This is a genomic window from Terriglobus tenax, assembly GCF_025685395.1.
Taxonomy (GTDB): domain Bacteria; phylum Acidobacteriota; class Terriglobia; order Terriglobales; family Acidobacteriaceae; genus Terriglobus; species Terriglobus tenax.
In genome coordinates this window covers 1,809,928-1,833,343 of sequence record NZ_JAGSYA010000004.1, presented here as the reverse complement: position 1 = coordinate 1,833,343, position 23,416 = coordinate 1,809,928, and the positions used below count along the sequence as shown (strand labels likewise).

Below are 23,416 nucleotides of genomic sequence, written 5' to 3'. Positions count from 1 at the left end.
ACAGGCTTTAGCCGCTGAGGCAGGAATGTTCATTCCTCAGCGGCTAAAGCCGTAGTAATTTGGAGCGAGGACGGCACGGCTGAAGCCGTGCCCTGACGAATACATCATGAAACGCTCTCTTCGCGTTACTGCTCCTCTTCTTGCCTCTACCGCCCTTGCCTTGCTGACCGCCTGCAAAGAAAAAGAGATGCAGCGCTGCGTCGATGAACATGACCAGGTGGTTGCTGACAACCTGTGCCAGGGCCAGCCGGTCACGCGCACGGAGCAGCGTCCGGATGGTCACGGTGGTTTTGTGCCATTCATCATTCCCATGTATCGCACCTACTACGGCGGCTATGGCAGCTACGATATCGGCTCGCGCGTGGGCGGCGGCGGATATGCTCCGCTCGCCGGACACAGCTATGGCACCAGTGTGAGCCGTGGTGGATTTGGGCGATCCTTTTCCTCGCACTTTGGGTCTTAGTTGATATGAAGCGTCAACGTCTGTATCCGCGCAGCAACTGGCAGCAGCTTGTCGAAGAGCAAGGCCTTACCTTTCACACGTTGGAGAACGGCCAGCCCTACTGGGATGAGTCGGTCTGCTATGAGTTCTCGTCGGCCGAGGTGGACATGCTGGAGTCCTCCGCCAACGAGATGCAGCAGATGTGCCTGGCCGCTGCGCAGCATGTCATCGACAACCGGCGCTACGACGAACTGGAGATTGATCCGGCGGCGGTGCCGATGATTGAGTGGGCCTGGGAGAACGAACCGCCTGCCGTGTATGGCCGCTTCGACTTCAGCTATGACGGCGTTACGCCTCCGAAGCTGCTGGAGTACAACGCGGACACGCCGACCTCGCTGCTGGAGGCCGCTGTGATCCAGTGGAACTGGATGGAGCAGGTGAAGCCCGGCACCGACCAGTTCAACTCGATCCATGACCGGCTGATCGCCAAGTGGAAGGATGTTGCGCCGTACCTGTCAAAGCCGGTGTACTTTTGCAGCGTAGACTCGCCGGAAGATCTGCTGACGGCCACCTACCTGCGCGATACGGCAGAGCAGGCGGGCATTCCCACGCAGCAGTTGCTGATGGAGGAGATTGGCTGGGACAACGATCGGCAGGCCTTTGTCGACCTGGAGAACCGCCGCATGGACTCCATTTTCAAGCTGTATCCATGGGAGACGATGGTGGAGGAGGAGTTCGGAGCCTCCGCGCTCGAGACCTACCGCGAGGTGAAGTGGATTGAGCCTATCTGGAAGATGCTGCTCTCGAACAAGGGCATCCTGCCTATCCTGTGGGAGCTTTATCCGGACCATCCGAATCTGTTGCCTGCGTACTTTGCTGACCTGAGCGTGCCGCCTGCGCCGGGAACGGTGCGCAAGCCCATGCACTCGCGCGAGGGCGCGAACATTACGATGGTGCGTGCGGACGGCTCTGTCTACGCGACCGAAGGGGATTACACGGATCGGTTGTGCGTGGACCAGGCGCTGGCTCCTCCGGCGGTGTTTGACGGGCAGTACCCGGTGCTGGGGTTGTGGATGATTGACCAGGAGTGCGGCGGCATGGGTATTCGCGAGTCTGCGGAGCCGGTGACGGGAAACCTTAGCCGTTTTGTGCCGCACTTCTTCCAGTAGGAAGATCTGGCCGGGGAATCCTCAGCTTCCACAGTTTTCCTCGAAATCCACAGGCGTTATCCACCGGGGCACCTTTGGGGTTAATGCTGATTCTGATTGCGGCGGGCGTAGGCTTGGAGCCATGATCCGTCGCTGCGCCCTGCTCGCGGTACTGTTTTCTGCCGCCTTTACAGCCCATGCCAAGGTGTACCCAAACTTCCCCCCGCACAAGGTTGCGGGGAACCTGTATTCCGTGGGCGACAGCTTCGAAGATGCCTACCTGGTGGTGACGCCGAAGGGCAATATCCTGATCAACGTCGGCGACTCGGACGAGATCAACATGGTTAAGCAGAACATCGCCGCACTTGGCTTTAAGTATGCGGACACGAAGATTCTGCTGAGCAGCCAGGCGCACTTTGACCACGTGGGCGCAGCCGAGCAGGTGCGCAAAGAGACGGGCGCGACGTTCGAAGTGATGGACGGAGATGTGGAGCTGGCTGAGTCCGGCGGCAAGATTGGCGTGGCTTACACGGAGCAGCAGTATTGGTTTCCGCCGGCGCACGTGGATAAAACGCTGCATGACGGCGATGTGGTGGAGCTGGGCGGCGTGAAGGTTGTAGCGCACAAGACTGCCGGACATACCAAGGGAACGACGACCTTCACCATGACGGTGACGGACGCGGGCAAGAGCTACCATGTGGTGATTGTCGGCGCGGGCGGCATTGGCTATGGCGATGCCGGGTATGAGCTGAAGGGGAACAAGAAGTATCCGCAGATTGTGGAAGACCAGCGCCATGCGTATGCGGTGCTGAAGTCGCTGCCGTGCGATATCTTCCTGGGCGCACATGGCAAGTACTACGGTCTGGAAGAGAAGTATCCGCGGATGAAGGTTGAGGGTGTGAAGGCCTGGGTCGATCCGGCTGGATACAAGAAATATGTGGCGGAGAAGAGCGCGGAGCTTGAAGCGGAAGTAAAGAAGGAACAGGCTGCGAAGTAGGGACGTCGAACCCACCCTGGCTTTGCGAGGGACACCCTGGTTGGGAGAACGGAACAGCAGATTCCTCTGCCGCGCTACGGAACGGCAATCAAGAAATGCGGTCGCGCTTAAGCGCGAAGCCCCACCCTTCGCTTCGCGAAGAATGGGGCAACGGGTTGTCTCAACGAGATTACGAGCCTGAAACCTTACAGCGGGAATTCCTTCAGCCAGGCGCGGAACTTGTCGCCGAGCTGTTCGTTCTTCAGGGCGAACTCAACGGTGGCCTTCAGGAAGCCGAGTTTGTCGCCGGCGTCGTGACGCTTGCCTTCGTAGGTAAAGCCGTAGACCTTCTCATACTGCATCAGAGCCTTGATGCCATCAGTCAGTTGCAGTTCGCCGCCGGCGCCGGGGGTGATGGTCTCCAGCATGTCGAAGATGCGCGGCGTAAGGATGTAGCGGCCGATGATGGCGTTCTGGCTGGGCTGCGTGCCCGGCTTCGGCTTCTCGACCATGTCGCTGACGGCCAGCAGCTTGGGGTTTTTGGGATCGGGAGTGCAGGCCAGGCAACCGTAGGCGGAGATGGCATCGCCTTCGACGATCTCCGAACCGAGGATGGAGGCCTGGGTCTCGTTGAAGGCTTCGACCATCTGCTTCATGCAGGGAACCTGGGCATCCACGATATCGTCCGGAAGGATGACGGCGAAGGGTTCATTGCCGACCAGCGACTTGGCCTGCAGCACGGCGTGGCCAAGGCCGAGAGCTTCCGCCTGGCGGGTGGAGTTGATCTTCGCAAGCTTTGAGACGGCGCGTGCAATCTCCAGGAGGGCGGTCTTGCCCTTGGCTTCCAGCGAGGCTTCCAACTCGGCGGACTTGTCAAAGTGATCTTCCATGATCGACTTACCGCGGCTGGTCACAAGGATGATCTCCTCGCATCCGGCGGCGACGGCTTCTTCCACGCCGTACTGGATCAGCGGCTTGTCGACCAGCGTCAGCATCTCCTTCGGAGTGACCTTGGTGGCGGGCAAAAAGCGAGTGCCCATACCGGCAGCGGGAAAAACAGCTTTGCGAACTTTCATGGTTGCCATGAGTGATTGTGTCCTTGGAAGTTACTTGAGTACCGTCATCGTACCAAAACTAATGGTGTGGGACGTTATAGCACTTCCGATGCAGAGGATGAGCATCCTGTTTGCTAGACAGAAGGTAGATTTTGCAATTGCGGCAGGCCGAGCGTGCTGAGAATAAGCTCTGCGCGCGCGGAAACGCTCGCCTGCGGCAGAACGATTCCCTCGTACCCCAGCGCTGGATATGTCTCCAGCAGGTGGTTGTATTCCACGACAGCTTCTTCGAAACCATGCTTTCGCTCGGAGTCGCTGACGTAGATCTCCGGCCACGGCGGTGTGAGGAAGACACGCCGATGGTAGCGGTGCTGTTCGGCGAGCAGCGCCGGTATCGGCTCACCGAGAATGCGTTGCCGGGCTGCGGCTGCGTCAATCCAGCCGCGGTCGAAGAAGATCCAGCCCGGGTGGTGCTGCATGGCCTGCCGGTCGGCGAGAGAAAGTTCCATGGCGCGGCGAAGAAAGGCCGTCATGTCCATCCAGGGCAGGGCAGAGCCATTGTGTTCCATCTCCTGTCGCACGATGCGGCGGCCGGGTTCCTCCACCACGGTGTAGCCGCGCCGCGCAAGCTCGGCCAGGACGGAGGACTTGCCTCCGCCCGAGCAGCCGGAAAGAACAACAAACTGGTTCATACGGGAGTGGAATTGCCGGTACTGGCTACAGTACCGGGGAGTTATCGTGCAGCATGTTCCTGCGGATGATCTTGATGGGCACAGGGCCCTGCCGCATCAGGTCGTCGTGGAATTTCTCCAGGCTGAACGTCGCTCCCTGCTTCTTCTTCACATCGTCGCGCAGCTTCAGAATCTCCAGCTTGCCCAGCGTGTAGTACATGTAGAGCGCGTCGGCGGTGCCGCGCTTGGTCTCAACCATTGCGGCGGAGCGGGACTGGTAGCCTTCCTTCACGAAGAAGTCGACGCCCTGGTCGAAGCTCATCTGGCCGGTGTGCATCCTGATGCCGACGATGAAGCGTGCATTGCGCAACAGAGCATCCTGCAGCTGGCCCAGGCGGATGAGCTTCGCTTCGCGTGCGTCTTTGGCCCCATAGCCGGGCTGGCCGTAGCCTTCGTCCAGCATCATCTGCTCGGTGTAGTGCGCCCAGCCTTCTACGTTGCTGGCGGACATGGTGAGCTTACGCACCTTGGAGGGGAACTGGTTCTGCCACAGGAACTGTACGTAGTGGCCGGGATAGGCCTCATGCACGGCGGTGGAGATGATGGTGCCCACGTTGAAGCTGGCCATGTGCTCGGCGACGTGTTCCGGTGTCCAGTCCTTCTCCGGCAGGGTGACGTTGAAGTACGCCTTAGTGGAGTTTTTCTCATAGGCGCCGGGTGAGTCCATGCTGGCCACGGTGGTGGCGCGCATGAAGGGCGGCGTCTCTTCGAGCGTTGGCTGTACATCGCTGGGAATAGTGATGATCTTCTTCGCGCGGATGAAGCTGACCAGTGAGTTGAAGGTGTCCTGGAAGGCGCTCAGCAGCTTGTCCGGAGCGGGGTGGATGGTGGCCAACTCGGCCAGCACCTGCTCGGGAGTTTTGGTGGGGTCAAGCTCCTTGGCGATGCGGGCGAACTCGGCCTGATTGGCGCGCAGGTTTGCCATGTCGATTTCGACGAGCTTGTCGAGCGGAAGGTCCACCATCTCATCCAGCGCAAGCTTCTTGCGGAAGGTAGTCTCGCCGAACTTGAAGTCGCCGCTGGAGCGCGGCAGGAGATCGGCTTTGAGCCACTCGCCATAGCTCTTCAGAGCGTCGATGACGGCCTTGTTGGACTTCGCGAACTCGGCTTTCGTTTCCGCGTTGGTGGCCTTGTCGAAGGCGAGCGGGACATCGTTCTCGAAGAAGCTGACCAGGCCGGGGATCTGCTCGATGGCGATCTCGGTGTAGATCTTCGGTGGGTTCTTCAGGTTCTTGCGGGCTTCCAGAAAGACCTGCGGCATCAGCTTCTCGCGCTCTACGGCGGCGCGCAGACGGGTGTCGACCGGGGCGAAGTCACGGCTCATCAGAACGAAGATGCTGCCGGTGATGCCGGAGGAGTAGTTGTCCGGGTTCTTCTCCCACATGCGGATGGTTTCAAGCGAGAGCAGGGTGGACTCGATGTTGTTCAGCAGCACCTGGCGGTCGTCGGCCACAGCGGCGTCCAGTCCATCGGCGGGGATGGCCTCAAACTTTTTCTGCCACTCGCGGAAGGTCTTGATCTGCGTCTGCACGCCGGCGGCGGAGTAGTCTTCCAGGCGCCCGTCGTACTGGTGGAAGCCGGCCTGGGTACCGTATGTCGGCGAGAAGTTGAAGACGTCGTCGAAGTACTGGTCGACGTAGAAGCGGAAGGTCTGCTGTGCTCCGTCGGCGGAGAGCTTCTGCGCGGGGGCGGTGGTGGTCATGGCGACTCCGAGGGCTAGCAAGGCGGCGAGTTTCTTCATGGGGAGTGTTCCTGCACAGCAGTGTACTGCTATAGCTATTTCTCAGGACAACAACCGAAGGCTGTCCTCTCGACCGAAGCGTGGCGGAGTAGAGAGACCTGCATCATGAGTGACTGAAAAAATGCAGGTTTCTCCGCTGCGCAGGAAGTAAAAGCTGTCCCGCTCCGGTCGAAATGACAAGCAAAGGCGACTAGTGGAGGATGCCCGTGCGCGCCAGGACGAAACTCAGCGAGATGATGGCCAGCACCAGCAGAGTCATCCCGGCCCAGATGCGTTCTCCGGTCTGGACAAAAGCGATGGTGGAGGCCACCACCCGGCCGATGGGTGTAAGGATCAGCAGCACGACGCCGATCATCATCCAGATATTTGGGTCGCCGTGCGCAAGGCCGTGGGTGACAACGCTCCAGTGGTAGTAGTCGGGCATCGCTTCCAGGCTTGAGGGAACACGGTCAGGATGCACGATGGCCAGAGCGACGCCGATGCTGAACAGCGCGGTGGAAACCCACATGCCGAAGGTGAGCACGTTGTGGACGGCGGTGTAGAGGCCTTTCTCTTCGTGGGTATCAATCATGGCTACGCTCCAAAGCTGGGAAGATGGATGCCCCAGTGCAGCTGGATCGCCTTGGCGATCATGGAATAACTCATGTAGAGCACTACAACGGTGAAGACCAGCTTCAGGTCGCGCGATCGAAGGCGGTTCATGATGGAGGTGCCGATGTTCGCGCCGAGCGTGGTGCCCAGGGCGACCGGGCCAACCAGCGAGAAATGCAGCGTTCCAGCAAGAAAGAAGACCAGCGACGAGACCGCCGCGGTAATGCCGATCATCAGCTTGCTGGTGCCGACTGAGACCTTCATCGGCACATTCATGTAGCGGTTCATGGCGGAGACCTTCAGGATGCCTCCGCCCACGCCCAGCAGGCCGGAGCACAGGCCCGCGAGCACGGAGATGATGCCGCCAAGGCCGAGCCCGGTGACGTGGTACGGCACCTCCTGCTTGAGAGACTGGTCATAGTACGCGCCGTGGATGTCGAGCTTCTTTGCCAGCGTCCCCGTGGGCGGCGTGTTGAAGGAGCCAGCGGCGATGCGCTGCTCATCCAGGTTGCGCGTGGTGAACGATCCGTAACCCATGTAGAGGGTCAGCAATGCGAAGACCAGAAGCATGAGCCACTCGGCCAGATGCAGGGCCAGAGCGGCTCCGGCGATGGCGCCGAAGGTGGTGAAGATCTCCAGGTACATGGCCAGCTTGATGTTGGCGATGCGCTTCTCCACGTACGAGGAGCCGCCTGCGTTGGAGGTGGCGATGACCGAGACGATGCTGGCGGCCACGGCGTACTTCATGGGCAGGTGAAAGCCAAGCACCATGATGGGAACAATGAACATGCCGCCGCCAATGCCCAGCAGCGCGCCAAAGATGCCGGCCACGGTCGCTCCGAAGAACAGCCAGCACAGAAATGGAATGGAGTAAGCGATCATCGCTGTTCCTCGCTCCTTCTGGAAATGCTTCGTATGGCCTTGATGAACGGCCTTGCATTCAGTTTCTGCCGGGAGCTTGCGGGTGATAACCCCCATTCAGGGGTGGCAGCGCAAGATAAGCCGAAAGATAACTACTGCGGCCGCAGTACGAGCTGTTCCAGCAGCGAACGCGTCTCCGCCAACACGTCTTCTGACTTTGCCGAAGTGAGCGGCCAGCGCAGAACGCCCTGCGGGGAGAACTGTGCTCCACGCTTAGCGTAACGGGCGACCAGCTTCATCAGCTCGCCGGGGTCGATCATGCTCTTCGGATCGAAGCGCACATGGAGCATCTCCACGTTTTCCTTCTTCTTCTGAATCTCGATCTGAGTGCGCTTGCGGTCGATCTGCGAGACGCAGAGGCGCTCGGCTGTGAGCCGCAGTTCGGCGGCAGAGAGCAGGTTCAGCACGGAGTCCGGCAGTGTGCCGTAGCGGTCAATCAGTTCGGCGCGAACGTCGGCCAGATCGGCGTCGGTAGTCGCTCCGGCAATGCGCTTGTACATGCGCAGGCGCTGGTTCTCTTCGCCAATGTAGTCGTTGTCGATGCGCAGGGAGATGCCCAGATTCAGTTGGACCGGCTGACGTTCCTGCCGCTCCTCGCCCTTCATCTTGGCGACTGCTTCTTCCAGAAGGGTGGTGTACATCTCAAAGCCGATGGCTTCAATATGGCCGCTCTGTTCGCCGCCCAGCATGTTGCCCGCGCCGCGCAGTTCCAGATCGAGCGCGGCGATTTTGAAGCCGGCGCCCAGGTCAGAGAATTCTTTCAGTGCGGCAAGTCGGCGGCGTGCGACTTCGGTCAGCTCCGTCTCCGGAGGGATCAGCAGATAGGCGTATGCGCGGCGATTGCTGCGGCCCACACGGCCGCGGAGCTGATAAAGCTCGCTCAGTCCGTGACGGTCCGCGCGGTTGATCAGGATGGTATTGGCCAACGGGATGTCGAGGCCGTTTTCGATGATGCTGGTGGCCACAAGGACGTCGTACTCGTGGTTCATGAAGGCGAGCATGACGCGTTCCAGCTCGCTCTCGCCCATCTGGCCGTGGCCCACTACAACGCGGGCCTGCGGCACCAGCTCGCGGATGCGGGCAGCGATGTCGTAGATGGTCTCCACGCGGTTGTGAACGAAGTAGGCCTGGCCGCCGCGCTCCAGCTCCATCTCAATGGCGGTGCGGACGATCTTGTCGTCGTACTTGGCCACGATGGTCTGGATGGCCATGCGGTCCTTGGGCGGTGTTTCAATCACGCTCATGTCGCGCAAGCCGACGAGCGACATGTGCAGCGTGCGCGGAATGGGCGTGGCGGACATGGCCAGTACGTCCAGGTGCGCGCGGAACTGCTTCATGCGTTCCTTGTGGCGCACTCCAAAGCGTTGTTCTTCGTCGACGATCAGCAGGCCGAGATCCTGGAACGAGAGGTCTTTTGAGAGCAGGCGGTGTGTGCCGATCAGGATGTCGACCTTGCCCGCGGCGGTGTCTTCGGCGATCTTCTTCTGCTCCTTGGCGGTACGGAAGCGGGAGATCATTTCGACGTTGACGGGAAACTTGGCGAAGCGCTTCTTGAAGCTCTCGTAGTGCTGGAAACTGAGCACGGTGGTGGGTGTCAGCACAGCGACCTGCTTGGAGTCCTGTACGGCCTTGAAGGCGGCGCGCATGGCCACCTCTGTCTTGCCGTAACCCACGTCGCCGCACAGCAGGCGATCCATGGGGCGCGTGTTCTCCATGTCGCCCTTGATGTCAGCAATGGCCGAGATCTGGTCGTCGGTCTCGTTGTAGTCGAAGGCGTCTTCGAACTCGCGCATCAGGTTGTTGTCCGGCGAGAAGGCATAACCCTGCGCTGCCTGGCGCTGCGCGTAGAGCTTCAGCAGCTCGTCGGTCATGTCCTGCATGGCCTTCTTCACGCGCGCCTTGGTTTTGGCCCACTGCTGGTTGCCCAGCTTATTCAGCTCCGGCGCGGGGCCGGTGTCGGTGGAGCGATACTTCTGGATCAGATCGAGCCGCGTGAGCGGGACGTAGAGCTTTGCGCCCTCAGCGAACTCCAGCGTCATGAGCTCCAATGGGAGCCCGTCCTGATCGATGGTGCGGAGGCCCTGGTACTGCGCGATGCCGTGCTCGACGTGGACGACGTAGTCGCCCATGGCCAGATCGCGGAAGTCAGAGACAAAGGCGGCGGTCTTGGACTTCTTGCCCGCGGTGCGGCGCGGAGCGATGTCGGCTTCATCTTGCAGGTCCTGCGCTCCGTAGACCACCATCTGACGGGCGGTGGCCTGATCCATGTCCAGCACATGCACGCCGTTCAGCAGAGCGGCGCGTACGATCATGGGGGCATTCGCGCTGCCAGAGTGATAGGTTGTCTCGTCGTACACGTTGGCCGATCCGCTGGCCGTCTGTGTGCGCGAGCCGATGCGGTAAGGGACCTTGTACTCCTGCAGCAGCCCGGCCAGGCGTTCCACCTCTCCCTGGTTGGGTGCGGTGAGCACAACGCGTGCCTCCTGGTTCATCAGCGAACGGAGCTGTTCCACCAGTGCGGGAATTGAGCCATGGAAGCGCGTTGTGGGCCGCGTGGGCATCTCGATGCCGCTCAGCGCGTCGACCTGCGAATCGAGTACGTCCACTGCGCCCAGCTGATCCAGCTCAATGCCCGGCATTCTGCGGATGCGATCTTCCAGGTCCCACGGCGAAAGGTAGATATCTTCGGCCCGGACCAGCGAGCCGATGCCGGCGCGGTCGTGTGCCTGCTCAATCTTGTTCCACCAGCGCTCGCCCTGGTTCTTCACCATGGCGGGTTCGTCCACGAAGACGCGTGTTGTTGCTCCCATCAGGTGCAGCAGGTCGCTGTTGGCCCCGGCGACGGGGGCGTAGAACTCCCATCCGGGGAAGACAGTGGCTTCGCCGTAGGTGGTGCGAATCTCACGGGGCTGGTCCTGCTGTTCAATCGCTTCGCCGCCTTGCAGCTCCGCGGCGGTCGCTCCAGAGCGTGTCAGGCGATTGTTGATGGCGGTCAACAGGGCTTCAGTAACGGGAGTCTCGGTCAGCGGCAGCAGCAGGGCTTCTTCAATGGGCGTGGAGCTGCGCTGCGTCTCCGGATCGAACTTGCGGATGGTCTCAATCTCGTCGCCGAAGAAGTCGATGCGGACGGGGCGGTCCTGTTCCGGAGAGTAGACGTCGATGATGCCGCCGCGGTGGGTCACCTGGCCGGGCATCTCCACGACATCGACGCGTGTGTATCCGACCGAGAGCAGGTGCTCGAGCAGCATCTCCGGGATGTGCTCTTCGCCCCGCTTCAGATGCAGGGCAAGGCCGGCATAGTGGTCGCGGGAAAACAGCCGCATACAGGCTGACTCCAGCGGAGCGATGACCAGCTTCGCCGTGCCGCTGGCAATCTTCCAAAGCGTGGCGGCGCGCTGCTCCTGGATTTCGGCGTGCGGGGACAGATTCTCAAACGGCAGTACGTCATGCGCGGGCAGGCGCAGAACCGTTTTCGGATCGAGCGCGCCGGTAAGATCGCAGGCTTCGGTAACCGCCTGGTGCAGGGCTTCAGCGGCCTTGTTGTCCGGCACGATGACCAGGCAGGGTGTGTGGCTGGCGCGCACCAGGAAGGGCATGTACAGCGCGCGGGCGGTGAAAGTAAGCCCGGAGACACGACGACGCCCCACACCGGCACTCAGGTGGCGGCGCACACGCTCATACGGGTCAGTATGCTCCAGCTCCGCAAACAGCTCGCGGACGAAAGGGAGAATCATCTGCTTTCAGTGTAATTAACGTGTGAGATTTCGTTAGGTGCTTGATAAATAAGCGAGTTGAGAGAAAGAGGCTGGATTGAGGACTAAATTTGTCGTAATTTAAGGAGAGGCTTCCATGGAGGGATGGAACCGCGAACGGTATCGACTGCGATGTTCCAGACCTTTCTCCATCATCCGCGGAAGTTGTGGCTGCGCCGTGCGCTCTTCCAGGTGCATCTTTGGGCAGGCATTCTGCTGTCGCTCTACATCGTGGTGATTGGCACCACGGGAGCCTTGCTTGTCTTTGAGGACGAGTTCTCGATCCTTGGCCAGCCCAGAGGAGCGTTTGCGAGCGAGCCGGCGCCGGTCTCCACGGTGATTCGCATGGCGGAGGCGAAGAAGCCCGGAGAGCACGTCACCTTTGTGACGATGCCCACTCCGGAGAAGCCTCATTACGAGGTTTACCTGCAGAACGCCGCCGGCAAATACACCGAGGTGGCGGCAGACATGGCCACCGGTGCGGTGAGGGAGACGGGCAGGAGCTGGATTGAATGGGTGCATGACCTGCACACCTCGCTCCTGATGGGCAATATTGGTGTGGGCGTCAACGCGGTTGCGGCGATGGTGCTGCTGCTGCTGGCCATCAGCGGTATCTTCCTGTGGTGGCCGGGCGTGAAGACATGGGTACGCGGCCTGCGCATCAACTTCCGCAGCGGATGGCGGCGCATCAACTTTGACGCGCACAACGCCATCGGCTTCTGGACCCTGGCGATTGTGAGCTGGTGGGCCATCAGCGGCATCTATTTTGGTTTTCCCCGGCAGGTTGCGGCGGTGGTTGGCGTGGTGTCTCCGCTGAAGAACATGAAGGAGCCGGAGCCGCTGAAGGAGGTGGCTGCCAGTGGGCAGGTCAGCCTGGAGTCCATTCTGGAGAAGGCGCATAATCACCTGCCCGCGGCGTTTTTGAGCGGCTTTGGCCTGACAGGGCAGCCCGGCGGCAATGTGACCGTCTACATGGACGTGGAGGAGCCGGGTGACTTCTCGCACCGTGACATTCTGACTTACAGCGGCGGTACTGGAAACCTGCTGGCCACCTGGCACTACGGACAGAACCAGACGCTGGGCGACTGGGTGATGTGGGCCATGTATCCGCTGCACTTTGGAACGCTGTGGGGCGTGGGGTGGAAGGTGGTGTGGTTCTGCCTGGGGCTTAGCCTGGCGGTGCTGAGTATTACCGGCCTGCTGATGTACTGGAACCGCTGGCTGCGGCACCGCTGGAAGACACTGCGCGGCGCGGCGTCTTCTGCACCCCTAGAAACTTAGCCGAATCGCATTTCCTGCCATAGCATCCATTTAACGAACCCCACAGGAAAGACCGGTTTCACGCACGTATGAGGGAACGAAGATGGATGCCGGCGTTGCTGGCGGTAACCCTTTGCGGCGCCTGCTTTGCGCAGGCCGCGCAGCAGGAGTCTGCCCCGGTGCAAAGCCAGCGGATGATGCCGGTACAGCAGACCCCGCCTCATGCGGCGTTTGTGCAGGAGATGGACTCCGACGCGCAGGCACAGAAAGATATTCCCGCTGACCCGCTGTTCCAGGCAGATCCTTTACAGCCGGTGCTTGGCCCGTTAAATGGCGGGTTGCACCAGTTGAGCGCGCGTTACCGCTTGACTGTGGGCGCGGCGTACACCCTTCTTTCGCAGTATTCCCATAACGTGGTGCCGGAGGCGCCGCGCCACCAGCAGTTCAGTGGCAGGCTGGACTTTAACGGAAGCTGGGTCTTTCACCAGAAGGGCGGCAATCGCGGATCGCTGAATTTCCTGGTACGGTCCGGCACGAACATCGGTACCAGCCAGCAATGGGACCTGAGCGACGCGGTGGGCGCGGCCAACTTCATCCAGTGCCTGCAGGCGACCGGCCCGCAGCGGCCTATAACGTTGAACCTGCTGTACTGGCGGCAGGACATGCTGAACGGCCGCCTGGCCCTCTACGTGGGCAAGATTCATCCCAACGACTTTATGGGGCTAAGCCCAGTCAACAACGACGAGACGCGGCAATTCCTGGCCGGCACCTACGACGGTAATTTCGCTAATCCGTACTCCGGCGCCTACAGCTCCGGCGGGGCACTGGCCTACCAGCTCAACCGCAAGTGGTACGCGCACCTGGTGACGGTAGACACGGAGGGCACGGCCTACACCGGGCCGCAGACCATTGCCCATGGGCACTTCTACGAAGGCCTTGAAGTCGGCTACAAGAACGGCGTGCTTGGCAAGGGCGACCAGATCTACCGCGTGGGCGTGTGGCGCGACGATACGAAGAATCGGGGTAGTGGATATGGCGTCTATGGCGAGGTGGACCACGAGTTTCGCGCATGGGTGGTCTTTGGACGCATGGGGGTGGCGCCGTCCCGAGGGACGACGGCCAAGCATACAGAGGGTCTGGGTTTTGCGCATATCCGGCCGTTCGGCAGGCGGGGCGACATGTTTGGCGCGGCGTTCTCGTCGGTAAGCCCGCAGGACACCAGCAAGCGTATGGAGCAGTTGTACGAGATGTTCTACCGCGCGCGCATCAACCGCAGTACGGAGTTTGGTCCCGACTTTCAGATTGTCATCGACCCGGCCAACGATCGACGGCTGGATGGGACGGTGGTGATGGGCTTCCGGCTGCGAGTTGTTCTGTAAGTGTTGACACAGCTTGTCCACCGGGCGTGAGATTGCGGCGCGGCTGCGCTACACTCTCGCCATGAAGCAGGCACTGCGAGAGGAAAAGTGGCCTATCCTGCGCAAGGATGACGATGCGCTGATGAAGACGCTGGAAGCTACGCTGACCAAGCGGGCCAAGGGCGATCCGTACGACAGCCGTGGGAGCTTTTCCGCCTGTATCGCCAAGCTGCCCGTAGGCCTGCGTGCCATGGCGGCGACGCACTGGCTCGACATCAGCCTAAGCATGGACAGCATGACCTGTCATTTTGGCAATTTCGGCGAACCGGGCCTGGTAGCCCAGACCGAAGAGGGATTGCTGGAGCTTGGCCTGCCGGAGATGGCGGAGTGCTTCCATGAAGCGGCTGAGTTCATGGTGCCCTTGTTAGCCCGGATGAATGAAGGCGAGGATCCCGCCGAGGGGCTGGAACGGCTTGGTCTGACAGAGCAAGCGGACCGGATTGACCGGCGTGGCATGGAACTGAAGGACTCCGCCGACGGCGGCTCTGTGATTTACGAGGCGTGGATTCCGTATGCACGGAAGCATCCGGAGCGGGTTTTCGGCTCCTGAATTGATAAAATTTACTTCTGATGCCCACAGCAAGCGCGCTTTCGCCCGAGGTTCTCGCCAAGTACCAGCCCGTCATCGGACTTGAGGTCCACGTTCAGCTCTTAACGAAGACCAAGGCCTTCTGCGGCTGCGTCAACCTGTATGGCGGCGAGCCGAATACGCACGTGTGCCCGGTATGCCTGGGCCTGCCCGGAGCCCTGCCCGTGCTGAACAAGCAGGCGGTGGAGTTTGCCGTTCTGACGGGAGCGGCGCTGAACTGCCGCATCAATCCGACCAGCATCTTCGCGCGTAAGAATTACTTCTACCCGGATTCACCTAAGGGCTATCAGATCTCGCAGTTCGACAAGCCTACCTGCGAGGGCGGATGGCTGGATATTCCGGACGGCAGTGGCGGACTGAAGCGCATCGGCATTACCCGCGCGCACATGGAAGAGGACGCTGGCAAGAGTATTCACGATGGCTTCCCGGACTCGGTTTCGAAGAGCTACATCGATCTGAACCGCTGTGGTACGCCGCTGATTGAGATTGTCAGCGAGCCCGACCTGCGCACGCCGCAGGAGGCCTTCGATTACCTGACCAAGCTGAAGGAGATCCTGCTCTACGCTGGTGTCAGCGACTGCAACATGGAAGAGGGCTCGCTGCGCTGCGACGCGAACATCTCCATCATGCCCAAGGGCGCGACGCAGTTCGGCACCAAGGCCGAGGTGAAGAATGTGAACTCGTTCCGCTTCATCCGTTCGGCGCTGGAGTATGAGATCGAGCGCCAGATTGAGATTGTGGAGAGCGGCGGCAAGGTGGTGCAGGAGTCGCGCCTGTATAACTCCGCCGAAGGCGTGACCCACTCCATGCGCTCGAAGGAGCAGGCGCACGACTACCGTTACTTCCCGGAGCCGGACCTTCCGCCGCTCTTGATCAGCGACGAGTGGAAGGCTGAGATTCTGAAGGGGCTTCCTGAGCTGCCGGAGGCCAAGCGCGCCCGCCTGATCGCGGAGTACGGCATCACGGAGAAGGATGCAGAGACGCTGACTGGTTCGGCTGCTTTTGCTGACCAGTTTGAAGCGGCTGCCAAGGCATCGAAGAGCCCCAAGCGCGTGGCCGCGCTGATTACCAGCGAGTTGACCGGACGCCTGAACGCTGCCGGTCTTGAGCTGGAGCAGTCGCCCGTCAGCATGAAAGGCCTGGCGATGGCCGCCGATCTGGCGGAGAGCGGAGAGCTTTCCAGCAAGATGCTGAAGCAGTTGCTGGATACCTGCTTTGAGAAGGGCGAGGACTTCCCGGCGGTCTACGAGCGCGAGAAGCCGCAGCAGATCAGCGACACCTCGGTGATCGAGAAGATGATCGACGAGGTGATCGCCGCCAATCCCAAGCAGGTGGAGCAGTTCAAGGGCGGCAAGACGACGGTTTCTGCCTTCTTCGTTGGCCAGGTTATGCGTCTGTCGAAGGGACAGGCCAACCCGGCGCTGCTGAATGAGCTGGTGGTGAAGAAGCTCTCGGAATAAGACAGGCTGAATGGAGTGGCAGACAGGCCGGGACGAAAGTTCCGGCCTATCTGTTTTCGGGCCGAGGAAATAGCATCGTAGGAACATGCGGCGAGTGTTGCGTACGGTGGCGATGATGAGTGTGAGCAGTGTGCTGATGATGGCGCAGCCGGCGAGCGCGCCGGTGTCGCCGAATACGGTTGCGCTCTCGCAGATGATGCGTGAGCTTTCTGCCCAGCCCGGCTTTACGGAGAAGCTGCTGTCGGTGATCAATGGCGGACAGAAGGCCGGGGCCATGCTTACCCCGAAGCTCTTTGACCTGCTGCGCACGCTGATTCTCGGCAAGGAGTGGCAGAAGCTTGACCGCTTTCCCGGCTGGACGATCGGCCGCGTGAACAGCACGGTGGATTTGGGCACGAAGGTCTTTGGCGAGAAGCTGAAGCCGGAGACACGGAGCCTTTCGCAGTGGGTGACGCTGGGGCCGTACACGCTGGAAAGCGCGCAGACGGAGGATCTCGACAAGCCTTCAGATCGCGGGGAGCTGAAGGCGGAGATCACCGACCTGGGTTCAGGCGTGGTGCGGGGGGATGAGGGCGATCCGGCACTGGCTCCGCTGCACGCTGAAAGCCAGCGGCTGGCTGAGGTGCTCAACCGGCTTTCGTTGAACACACTTGAGGGCGCGCAGAACTTTACGGCGAAGCTTGATGGCAGGGATGCGGCGACGCCGGAGACATTGATCGATGCGCTGGTAGCCAGTGGACATCGCGTGACGGTGGCGGACGCGCGCTACTTCGCCAACTTCGGGCACTTCCACTACAAGGGGCAGGATGTGAGGATGCCCTTCTACCTGGATTCGCAGATTCTCGTGCCCGCGGATCACTGGTGGCAGAGAAAGCATGCGCTGCTGGTGCCGGTGTCGCACGCCGAGTATGAGCTGATCGTCGACGGGCCGCGGATCCATGCGGATGTGACCTTCTACTTCGGTATCGACGGACGCGCGGAGTTCCGCACCAATGACCTGAAGAATCAGCCGTGGGTGATGGGGCGCCATGCCCATGAGTACACAGGAGCGCAGGCAAGGGAAGTCATGCGGTTGCTCGGCGGTTTTACCGTGGCCTATGCGCGGCTGCATCTTGCCAATCCGCAGCTGCCTTTTGGCGGTTATTACACGCTTGGTGTCTGCCAGGACGCAGTCTCGGCCATTGAACTGAAGATGACGGGAAAGACGACCCTGTTTCCCAACTCGGCCCAAATGGAGTTCTTCCGGGATCCGCAGGATTCGGAGGTGAACGCGTTGATGGCGGCCATTCCGAAAGATCGTGATGGAGTGATGCCTGCGCCGGAGCGCATCTTCGGCTCATTGCCCACAACGGACTTCCAGGCAATCACGGTGCCGGATCTGCGTGAGGATGTGCAGAAGAGCTATGCGGCGTATCAAAGCGGAGATCTGACGCGAGCTGCGGGAGTGTGGCAGCTTGTGCTGGAGGGGATTGCGTTTGTTGCAGCCATTGTTCTGTCGTGGTTTGGATGGCGGCACTTCAAGAGCTTGCAGCGTACCGAAGACAACGAATCGTCGTAAGCGGCCCTCTTATTGCTGCGGAGGATCGTTCCACATGGCAACCAAAAAGGCAGCGAAGAAGAGCGTCAAGAAGGCAGCGAAGAAGGTAGTTGCAAAGAAAGCAGCCAAAAAGTCCGCGCGCAAGTACTCGCCCTCGGCCGGCAAAAACGTGGAGCGCGAGATGCGCGCCATGAAGGAAGGCAAACTGAAAAGCGGCAGCGGGAGAAAGGTCACCGACCCGAAACAGGCCATCGCGATTGGTTTGAGCGAAGCGCGCAAAGCCGGTGCGAAGGTGCCGAAGAAGAAGGCTTAAGCAAAAAAGGCATGGCTGGTGCGCCATGCCCTTTTGCATTTGGAGAAGGGGTTACTCTTCTTCCTTCTTCTTGTTTCGTCCCTTGGTCTTGAACCAGATGGGTGTGCCGACGAAGCCGAAGCTTTCCCGGATCTGGTTTTCCAGGAAGCGTTCGAAGCTGAAGTGCAGCTTCACATCCTTGTCCGTGAATAGCACAAAGGTCGGCGGAGCCACCGCCGCCTGCGTCATGAAGTAGATCTTCACGCGCTTGGCCATGGGGACGCTGGCGCGCTGGAAGTCCACCCGCTTCAGGAAGCGGTTCATCTCGCCGGTGGTGACGCGCTTGCGGCGTTCCTTGGCGACACGAGCGACCTCGCGGAAGACCGACGGCACATTGACGCCCTTCTGCGCGGAGATGAAGAGCAGCGGAGCATAGTCCAGGTACTTCAGCGCATGGCGCACCTGCTCGGCATAGGCTTTCTGGTCGGCGGGGGGCTTGGTTTTGTCCTCGCGGTTCCCTGTCACCAGGTCCCACTTGTTGATGACGATGACCACGCTGCGTCCGCTTTCATGGGCGTAGCCGCCAATATGCGCGTCAGCGGCGGTTACACCTTCCACGGCATCAATCACCAGCAGGGAAACGTCGGCGGCTTCCAGGTGGCGGCGCGCCATGATGACGGAGAGCTTCTCGGCCATCTCATGCGTTTTGCCCTTGCGACGGATGCCGGCCGTATCGACAAAGCGGAAATCGTGCCCGCCCCGCGTGACCACTTCATCGACAGCGTCGCGCGTGGTGCCTGCAATCGGCGAGACGATGGCGCGCTTTGTGCCGGTCAGGGCGTTCAGCAGCGTGGATTTGCCCACGTTCGGACGGCCAATGATGGCCACCTTCGTCTCATGCAGGTCAAATTCGCCGTGCGTGCGGTGCAGTGCCGCGGCATCGCTCTCTTCGCTTACCTCGGCCAGGTCTTCGTTCGCGGCATCTTCCCCGGCCAGGGGGGCGGCAGCGGGAAGCACGTCCATCACCGCATCCAGCAGGTCGCCGACACCGGTGCCATGCTCGGCGGAGACCGGGTACAGGTTCTTGAAACCGAGCGTGCGGAAGTTCTCCGCACTGGTCGAGAGCGACTCGCCTTCCATCTTGTTGACGGCCAGAAAGAGCGGCTTGCCGCTGCGCAGCAGGATGCGCGACATCTCAACGTCCGGCGCCGTGATCTCACTGCGGCCGTCGACCACCATCACGATGGCGTCGGCCTCTTCGAGCGCCACCTGTGCCTGGCGGAAGATCTCGCTGGGGATCAGGGCTTCGTCGTCGGGAATGACGCCGCCGGTATCGACCAGGCGGACGTGGCGGCCCTGCCACTCGACTTCGCCGTAGATGCGGTCGCGTGTAATGCCAGGCTCGTCTCCCACAATGGAGCGGCGGCTGCGTGTCAGCCGGTTGAACAAGGTGGATTTGCCCACGTTGGGGCGGCCGCAGATAGCAATCAGCGGTTCGGAGGCAGGACGAACTGTCTCCTCAATCAGGTTGCCGCCAATTTCGACCTGAGAAGCCGGACGGTCGCCGACGCGAACCTTCTCATCCGGAGCGACGTAGCGTTCGCGGCGTGGCGGCGGAGGAGCATCGGGGACGATGGTCTCCTTGCGCTCAAAGTCCGGAGACTTGCGCGGTGTGCGTGCCTTGGCCTCGGCCTCGCGCTTTTTGTTGGAGATGGCTTTACGATTCTTCGGTGCAACATCGCCCGTACGGCCAGTGGCTTTCTTCGGAGCCTTTGGCCCCTTGCCCTGCTTGGGCCGCGTGGACGCCTGCCGGTGCTTCTTTCCTAATCTCTTCTGTATCTTCCCGGCCACTTTTGCCTGCTTTCTGTCACTTTTCATTATAGAAAGGCGTAGGCGGGTATTCCCGAAAGAAGAGGTTATCTCGATGAAACAGTTGGATCGTGCTCAGCCTGTCGGTACGCTCATTCTTCGCATTGCCCTTGCCCTGTCGATGACCGTGCATGGGTACCAGAAGGTCTTTCACGCGGGGGCTGTGCAGCATTTTGCTGCCTATGTCGCCACACTTGGTATTCCGGCCTGGCTTGGCTATGTCTCGGCGTGGACCGAGTTTCTGGGCGGCATCCTTATCCTGTTTGGCCTGCTGACGCGGGTGGCATCCGCCCTTGTTGCCATCAACATGCTGGTGGCGCTGCTGGCGGTCGGTATCCAGCAGGGATTCGGGATTTACAACTACATCTTTGCGTTGCTGGCGATTGCCGTTGCGCTGGTTTTTCAGGGGGCTGGACCGATTTCTGTCGACCGCCGGCTTGGAATTGGATAGCCGGCCTGGGTTGCACCAAGTGCAGTGCAATTCGGCAGGAAATCTGCCAAATCGTCCGAAAATCGGATATTCTTAGATGATCCCTAGCCGGGACGGGAGTGAGGTGTATCCCATTGGCAGAGGTTCGAGTACAAGAAGGCGAACCCCTTGAAAATGCACTGCGCCGCTTTAAGCGCAAGGTGCAGCAGGAAGACATTATCAAGGAAGTAAAGCGCCACTCCTTCTACCTGAAGCCGGGTGAGAAGAAGCGCGTCAAGGAAGCTCTCGCTCGCAAGCGCAACCGTAAGAAGTCGCGCAAGGAGCAGGACTAATCGCAGTACCGGCAGGGCCGCGGCAAACGCCGTAGTCCTGCCGTTTTACCTTGCAGTTCTCCGCCGGTGGCATTCCTCTTTTCGCCACGGCGCTCGGCACCTCCAGTGTGCCGTTCGCAGAGCCGGTTTCTTGGTTCTGTCCCGGGCCCCCAGCACTTACATCATCAGATCGATTGGCTTTTTGGGTGACATCGCCATGAAGGCGTGTCTCCGTCTTTTACGCACGTAACGAAAGAAGCCCCCATGGAGTTTGTGGACCGTATTCTGAAGTGCTCCGACTGTGGCAGTGAGTTCGTGTTCACTGCCGGGGAACAGGTGTTTTTCTTCGACAAGCAGTTTAAGAACGATCCCAAGCGCTGCAAGCCGTGCAAGGCGAGACGGGCAGCGCGGGGAACGGGGTCGGCTCCTTCTACCAGAACCGAGACGCGGACCGAGTGCAGCGAGTGCGGTGTGGAAACAACCGTGCCGTTCAAGCCGACGCAGGGCCGTCCGGTGCTGTGCCGCACGTGCTTCCAGCAGAAGAAGCCGATGGTTGTGCCCCAGATTGTTCCGGTGCCGGATCCTTCATCGACACCGCTGGCACAGGCCTGAGAGCGATCTAGAGTGCCATCCGCTCCTTCAGGGCCTGCGACTGCCTTCTCGAAAAGACAACCTCTGTTCCGTCCTTCAACACGGCGCGTACGGCGCCGTCGATCTCTAATTCCATTTTTGTGATCCATCGCAGGTTCACGATCTGGCTGCGGTTGGCGCGAAAGAAATGTTCATCGAGCCGTGCCTGCAAGGTGTGCAGGCTGCGCAGGATGAGCGGGCGGTTCTCGCCGAAGTGCAGGCGGGCATAGTTTCCCTCGGCCTCAATCAGCTTAATCTCGACGGAGCGCACCATCCAGGCGCGCTCGCCTTCGCGGATAAAGAACTGGTCCAGAGGCAGGCGCTGTGGCTCCGCGCGCTCGCTGGTACGGACGTTTTCCAGTGCCGACTTCAACCGTTCCGGCGTAACGGGCTTCAGCAGATAGTCAGCGGCGCGCACCTCAAAGGCACGCAGAGCGTAGCGGTCGAAGGCCGTGGTGAAGATGACGGCGGGCGTGAGTTCGCCACCTGCGATCTCGTCCAGCAGATCGAAGCCGGTAGCGCCGGGCATCTCCACATCAAGGAAGAGCAGGTCCGGCCGTTCGCTGGCGATCTTCTCCTTTGCTTCGGAGACATTGGCGGCCTCCCCGGCGATGGTGACCTCAGGATGGGCTTCAAGCAGGCGGCGCATCTCCGCGCGGGCACGGCGTTCATCGTCAATCAGCAGGGCGCGCATGGCTATATTTCCTGGATCTCCTGGGGGCTATGCGGCAGGCGCAGGGTGACGGTTGCCGTGGTCTGGTGGATGTGCAACTCCAGCGTGGCCAGTGTGCCATAAAGCAGTTGCAGCCGCTGGCGGGTGTTTTCAAGGCCGGTACCCGTGCTTTCCTGGGATGCCTGTGCGCTTCGTGCGACAGGATTGGTCACGCTGATCTCCAGTTCGGCGCCGATTACCTGGGCGGAGAGAACGATCTCTCCGCCGGCTTCGATCCGCTCAATGCCATGCTTGACGGCGTTCTCTACCAGGTGCTGCACGGTCATGGGAGGGACAAGCGCCCGCTCGGCGCCGGGTGCGATATGGGTGTGGACCCGCAGCCGCTGCTCGAAGCGCATCTGCTCCAGCTGCAGGTAGTCGGTGACGACTTCCAGTTCGTCCTTCAGGGGAATCTCGCGACGCTCTTCGCTGCGCAGACCGGCGCGCAGCAGGCCTGCAAGCCGCGTGAGAGCATGGTCGGCCTGGGCAGTGTCCTCGTACATCAGGGCACGGATGGTGTTGAGTGCGTTGAACAGGAAGTGCGGGTTTACGCGTGCGCTCAGGCTGCGATACTGTGCCTCCTGCGCGGCCAGTTCCATGGCCAGGCGGCGCGACTCTTCGCGGCGGCGTTCGCGGGCGGTGTAGATCAGCGCATAGATAATGATCCAACCCAGCAGCATGATGCCGTTGTTGAAGAAGAGGGAGAGACCGATGGCCTGGTCAATCTTCCCCATCGTCAGGTGCAGGGCGCGGTCGTTGATCAGGATGAGTGCGGCGGTCAGGAGAGAGGCTGTCAGCAGCAGGGACGGGACAATCCGCAGCAGCAGGGCGTTGAGCGGCAGTTTCATCCAGCGGCGCAGACCGAGGTGCAGCAGGTGTGAGAGCAGAAGCCCGTAGCTCATGTAGAGCCCGTAGGAGAGGAGCACTCTTCCAACGATGGCGCGCGTAATGGCGTGGTGGCTGTACTGCAGGTAGACCAGGGCGATGGAACAGAAGAGGACGCAGGTCAGTCCCCAGCCACCCAGTTGCAGCCACACATAGCGGCGGGAGAGGGTGCTACCTGCGGCCAAACATGGCCTCCAGCAGGCGCGTGGCGTGTGCCAGGGTGTTCAGAACGCGGAATTCGTGAGCACGGTCGGAGAGGACCATTTGGGCAATTGTTACGGCTGCGCGGTGTTCCACCCGCATGGTGGCGCGTGGGTTCTGTTGCGCCATCAGCAGGCAGCCGGCCAGAAAGAGAGCCAGCGCAATCAATAACATCACCAGACTCCCGGAGCGGATTCTGGAACGAATCATAGGACAAAGACCTCGGTGCAGTTTGAGAGTACGGCGGGCCGGGCCGGTTTTGGGGGAAAGATTGACGAGCGGTGAAATAGCTCCACCAGCGCGCCTGTTGCCTTGCACGGTGCTAACGGCAGCCCTATAATTTCGTCAGTTCCCTAAGAGCAGCGCCCTCTCGTCTCACCCCCGCGAAACAATCGGCTGAACGATAGAGAAGCGGCCAGTTATGCCGCACGGTCTGCCCGCAGGAAAACAGAGGTTTAGTGGTAT

The 23,416-nt window shown here is 60.8% G+C and carries 22 protein-coding genes; 12 read left to right on the top strand and 10 right to left on the bottom strand.

Features of this window, described 5'->3' with window-relative positions:
* Positions 1-106 precede the first annotated feature (106 nt).
* From OHL13_RS13145 to bla, 3 genes are all read left to right on the top strand, one after another.
* A complete protein-coding gene (locus tag OHL13_RS13145) occupies positions 107-463 on the top strand; it encodes a hypothetical protein (RefSeq protein WP_263410580.1) in 357 nt (118 codons plus the stop codon).
* 5 nt (positions 464-468) lie between these two features.
* Positions 469-1,611, top strand: coding sequence for a glutathionylspermidine synthase family protein (locus OHL13_RS13140; RefSeq protein WP_263410579.1), 1,143 nt, complete (start codon positions 469-471; stop codon positions 1,609-1,611).
* Positions 1,612-1,732: 121 nt separating this feature from the next.
* Complete coding sequence (bla, locus tag OHL13_RS13135) at positions 1,733-2,587, top strand: subclass B3 metallo-beta-lactamase (RefSeq protein ID WP_263410578.1); 855 nt, start codon at positions 1,733-1,735, stop codon at positions 2,585-2,587.
* A gap of 185 nt (positions 2,588-2,772) precedes the next feature.
* Here bla and galU read toward each other — a convergent pair whose 3' ends face one another.
* The 6 genes from galU to mfd form a co-directional block, all read right to left on the bottom strand.
* The gene (galU, locus tag OHL13_RS13130; RefSeq protein WP_263410577.1) at positions 2,773-3,651 is read right to left on the bottom strand and encodes a UTP--glucose-1-phosphate uridylyltransferase GalU; all 879 of its coding nucleotides are present in this window, start codon (positions 3,649-3,651) and stop codon (positions 2,773-2,775) included.
* Positions 3,652-3,755: 104 nt separating this feature from the next.
* Positions 3,756-4,313, bottom strand: coding sequence for an AAA family ATPase (locus tag OHL13_RS13125; RefSeq protein WP_263410576.1), 558 nt, complete (start codon positions 4,311-4,313; stop codon positions 3,756-3,758).
* A 25-nt stretch (positions 4,314-4,338) separates the two neighbouring features.
* Positions 4,339-6,093, bottom strand: coding sequence for a DUF885 domain-containing protein (locus OHL13_RS13120; RefSeq protein WP_263410575.1), 1,755 nt, complete (start codon positions 6,091-6,093; stop codon positions 4,339-4,341).
* A gap of 190 nt (positions 6,094-6,283) precedes the next feature.
* Positions 6,284-6,664, bottom strand: a complete 381-nt coding sequence (locus OHL13_RS13115) for a DUF1634 domain-containing protein (protein ID WP_263410574.1) — start codon at positions 6,662-6,664, stop codon at positions 6,284-6,286.
* A gap of 2 nt (positions 6,665-6,666) precedes the next feature.
* On the bottom strand, positions 6,667-7,566 hold the full coding sequence (locus OHL13_RS13110) for a sulfite exporter TauE/SafE family protein (RefSeq protein WP_263410573.1): 900 nt from the start codon (positions 7,564-7,566) through the stop codon (positions 6,667-6,669).
* Positions 7,567-7,697: 131 nt separating this feature from the next.
* On the bottom strand, positions 7,698-11,339 hold the full coding sequence (gene mfd / locus OHL13_RS13105; protein ID WP_263410572.1) for a transcription-repair coupling factor: 3,642 nt from the start codon (positions 11,337-11,339) through the stop codon (positions 7,698-7,700).
* Between the two features lie 123 nt (positions 11,340-11,462).
* Between mfd and OHL13_RS13100 the strand changes: the two genes are divergently transcribed.
* From OHL13_RS13100 to OHL13_RS13075, 6 genes are all read left to right on the top strand, one after another.
* Complete coding sequence (locus tag OHL13_RS13100) at positions 11,463-12,638, top strand: PepSY-associated TM helix domain-containing protein (RefSeq protein WP_263410571.1); 1,176 nt, start codon at positions 11,463-11,465, stop codon at positions 12,636-12,638.
* A gap of 86 nt (positions 12,639-12,724) precedes the next feature.
* On the top strand, positions 12,725-13,996 hold the full coding sequence (locus OHL13_RS13095; RefSeq protein ID WP_263410570.1) for a carbohydrate porin: 1,272 nt from the start codon (positions 12,725-12,727) through the stop codon (positions 13,994-13,996).
* Positions 13,997-14,009: 13 nt separating this feature from the next.
* Positions 14,010-14,585, top strand: coding sequence for a DMP19 family protein (locus tag OHL13_RS13090; RefSeq protein ID WP_263410569.1), 576 nt, complete (start codon positions 14,010-14,012; stop codon positions 14,583-14,585).
* A 20-nt stretch (positions 14,586-14,605) separates the two neighbouring features.
* The gene (gene gatB / locus OHL13_RS13085) at positions 14,606-16,084 is read left to right on the top strand and encodes an Asp-tRNA(Asn)/Glu-tRNA(Gln) amidotransferase subunit GatB (RefSeq protein WP_263410568.1); all 1,479 of its coding nucleotides are present in this window, start codon (positions 14,606-14,608) and stop codon (positions 16,082-16,084) included.
* Between the two features lie 85 nt (positions 16,085-16,169).
* On the top strand, positions 16,170-17,642 hold the full coding sequence (locus OHL13_RS13080) for a hypothetical protein (protein ID WP_263410567.1): 1,473 nt from the start codon (positions 16,170-16,172) through the stop codon (positions 17,640-17,642).
* 34 nt (positions 17,643-17,676) lie between these two features.
* Complete coding sequence (locus tag OHL13_RS13075; protein ID WP_263410566.1) at positions 17,677-17,934, top strand: DUF6496 domain-containing protein; 258 nt, start codon at positions 17,677-17,679, stop codon at positions 17,932-17,934.
* Between the two features lie 51 nt (positions 17,935-17,985).
* On the opposite strand, the gene der is transcribed toward OHL13_RS13075, so the two are convergent.
* A complete protein-coding gene (der, locus tag OHL13_RS13070) occupies positions 17,986-19,764 on the bottom strand; it encodes a ribosome biogenesis GTPase Der (protein WP_263410565.1) in 1,779 nt (592 codons plus the stop codon).
* 73 nt (positions 19,765-19,837) lie between these two features.
* On the opposite strand from der, the gene OHL13_RS13065 reads away from it, so the two are divergent.
* The 3 genes from OHL13_RS13065 to OHL13_RS13055 all read left to right on the top strand — a co-directional run bounded on the left by OHL13_RS13065 (position 19,838) and on the right by OHL13_RS13055 (position 21,135).
* Positions 19,838-20,233, top strand: a complete 396-nt coding sequence (locus OHL13_RS13065) for a DoxX family protein (RefSeq protein ID WP_263410564.1) — start codon at positions 19,838-19,840, stop codon at positions 20,231-20,233.
* A gap of 113 nt (positions 20,234-20,346) precedes the next feature.
* The gene (gene rpsU, locus OHL13_RS13060; protein WP_147645753.1) at positions 20,347-20,544 is read left to right on the top strand and encodes a 30S ribosomal protein S21; all 198 of its coding nucleotides are present in this window, start codon (positions 20,347-20,349) and stop codon (positions 20,542-20,544) included.
* 204 nt (positions 20,545-20,748) lie between these two features.
* Positions 20,749-21,135: a zinc-ribbon domain containing protein gene (locus OHL13_RS13055; RefSeq protein ID WP_263410563.1), complete on the top strand. Its 387-nt coding sequence runs from the start codon at positions 20,749-20,751 to the stop codon at positions 21,133-21,135.
* A 7-nt stretch (positions 21,136-21,142) separates the two neighbouring features.
* Here OHL13_RS13055 and OHL13_RS13050 read toward each other — a convergent pair whose 3' ends face one another.
* The 3 genes from OHL13_RS13050 to OHL13_RS13040 are packed head-to-tail and all read right to left on the bottom strand — an operon-like array spanning position 21,143 to position 23,161.
* Positions 21,143-21,847 (bottom strand): LytR/AlgR family response regulator transcription factor, encoded by a 705-nt coding sequence (locus OHL13_RS13050; RefSeq protein ID WP_263410562.1) that lies wholly within the window; start codon positions 21,845-21,847, stop codon positions 21,143-21,145.
* A 2-nt stretch (positions 21,848-21,849) separates the two neighbouring features.
* Complete coding sequence (locus tag OHL13_RS13045; RefSeq protein ID WP_263410561.1) at positions 21,850-22,935, bottom strand: sensor histidine kinase; 1,086 nt, start codon at positions 22,933-22,935, stop codon at positions 21,850-21,852.
* Positions 22,922-23,161 (bottom strand): hypothetical protein, encoded by a 240-nt coding sequence (locus tag OHL13_RS13040; protein ID WP_263410560.1) that lies wholly within the window; start codon positions 23,159-23,161, stop codon positions 22,922-22,924. The genes OHL13_RS13045 and OHL13_RS13040 overlap by 14 nt, the downstream gene beginning before the upstream one ends.
* Between the last annotated feature and the right edge of the window lie 255 nt (positions 23,162-23,416).

What these genes read in the sequence shown, in the direction of transcription:
- OHL13_RS13145 (WP_263410580.1), top strand. Translation starts at nt 107, where the DNA reads ATGAAACGCTCTCTTCGCGTTACTGCTCCTCTTCTTGCCTCTACCGCC.
- OHL13_RS13140 (WP_263410579.1), top strand. Translation starts at nt 469, where the DNA reads ATGAAGCGTCAACGTCTGTATCCGCGCAGCAACTGGCAGCAGCTTGTC.
- bla (WP_263410578.1), top strand. Translation starts at nt 1,733, where the DNA reads ATGATCCGTCGCTGCGCCCTGCTCGCGGTACTGTTTTCTGCCGCCTTT.
- galU (WP_263410577.1), bottom strand. Translation starts at nt 3,651, where the DNA reads ATGGCAACCATGAAAGTTCGCAAAGCTGTTTTTCCCGCTGCCGGTATG.
- OHL13_RS13125 (WP_263410576.1), bottom strand. Translation starts at nt 4,313, where the DNA reads ATGAACCAGTTTGTTGTTCTTTCCGGCTGCTCGGGCGGAGGCAAGTCC.
- OHL13_RS13120 (WP_263410575.1), bottom strand. Translation starts at nt 6,093, where the DNA reads ATGAAGAAACTCGCCGCCTTGCTAGCCCTCGGAGTCGCCATGACCACC.
- OHL13_RS13115 (WP_263410574.1), bottom strand. Translation starts at nt 6,664, where the DNA reads ATGATTGATACCCACGAAGAGAAAGGCCTCTACACCGCCGTCCACAAC.
- OHL13_RS13110 (WP_263410573.1), bottom strand. Translation starts at nt 7,566, where the DNA reads ATGATCGCTTACTCCATTCCATTTCTGTGCTGGCTGTTCTTCGGAGCG.
- mfd (WP_263410572.1), bottom strand. Translation starts at nt 11,339, where the DNA reads ATGATTCTCCCTTTCGTCCGCGAGCTGTTTGCGGAGCTGGAGCATACT.
- OHL13_RS13100 (WP_263410571.1), top strand. Translation starts at nt 11,463, where the DNA reads ATGGAACCGCGAACGGTATCGACTGCGATGTTCCAGACCTTTCTCCAT.
- OHL13_RS13095 (WP_263410570.1), top strand. Translation starts at nt 12,725, where the DNA reads ATGCCGGCGTTGCTGGCGGTAACCCTTTGCGGCGCCTGCTTTGCGCAG.
- gatB (WP_263410568.1), top strand. Translation starts at nt 14,606, where the DNA reads ATGCCCACAGCAAGCGCGCTTTCGCCCGAGGTTCTCGCCAAGTACCAG.
- OHL13_RS13080 (WP_263410567.1), top strand. Translation starts at nt 16,170, where the DNA reads ATGCGGCGAGTGTTGCGTACGGTGGCGATGATGAGTGTGAGCAGTGTG.
- OHL13_RS13075 (WP_263410566.1), top strand. Translation starts at nt 17,677, where the DNA reads ATGGCAACCAAAAAGGCAGCGAAGAAGAGCGTCAAGAAGGCAGCGAAG.
- OHL13_RS13065 (WP_263410564.1), top strand. Translation starts at nt 19,838, where the DNA reads ATGAAACAGTTGGATCGTGCTCAGCCTGTCGGTACGCTCATTCTTCGC.
- OHL13_RS13050 (WP_263410562.1), bottom strand. Translation starts at nt 21,847, where the DNA reads ATGCGCGCCCTGCTGATTGACGATGAACGCCGTGCCCGCGCGGAGATG.
- OHL13_RS13040 (WP_263410560.1), bottom strand. Translation starts at nt 23,161, where the DNA reads ATGATTCGTTCCAGAATCCGCTCCGGGAGTCTGGTGATGTTATTGATT.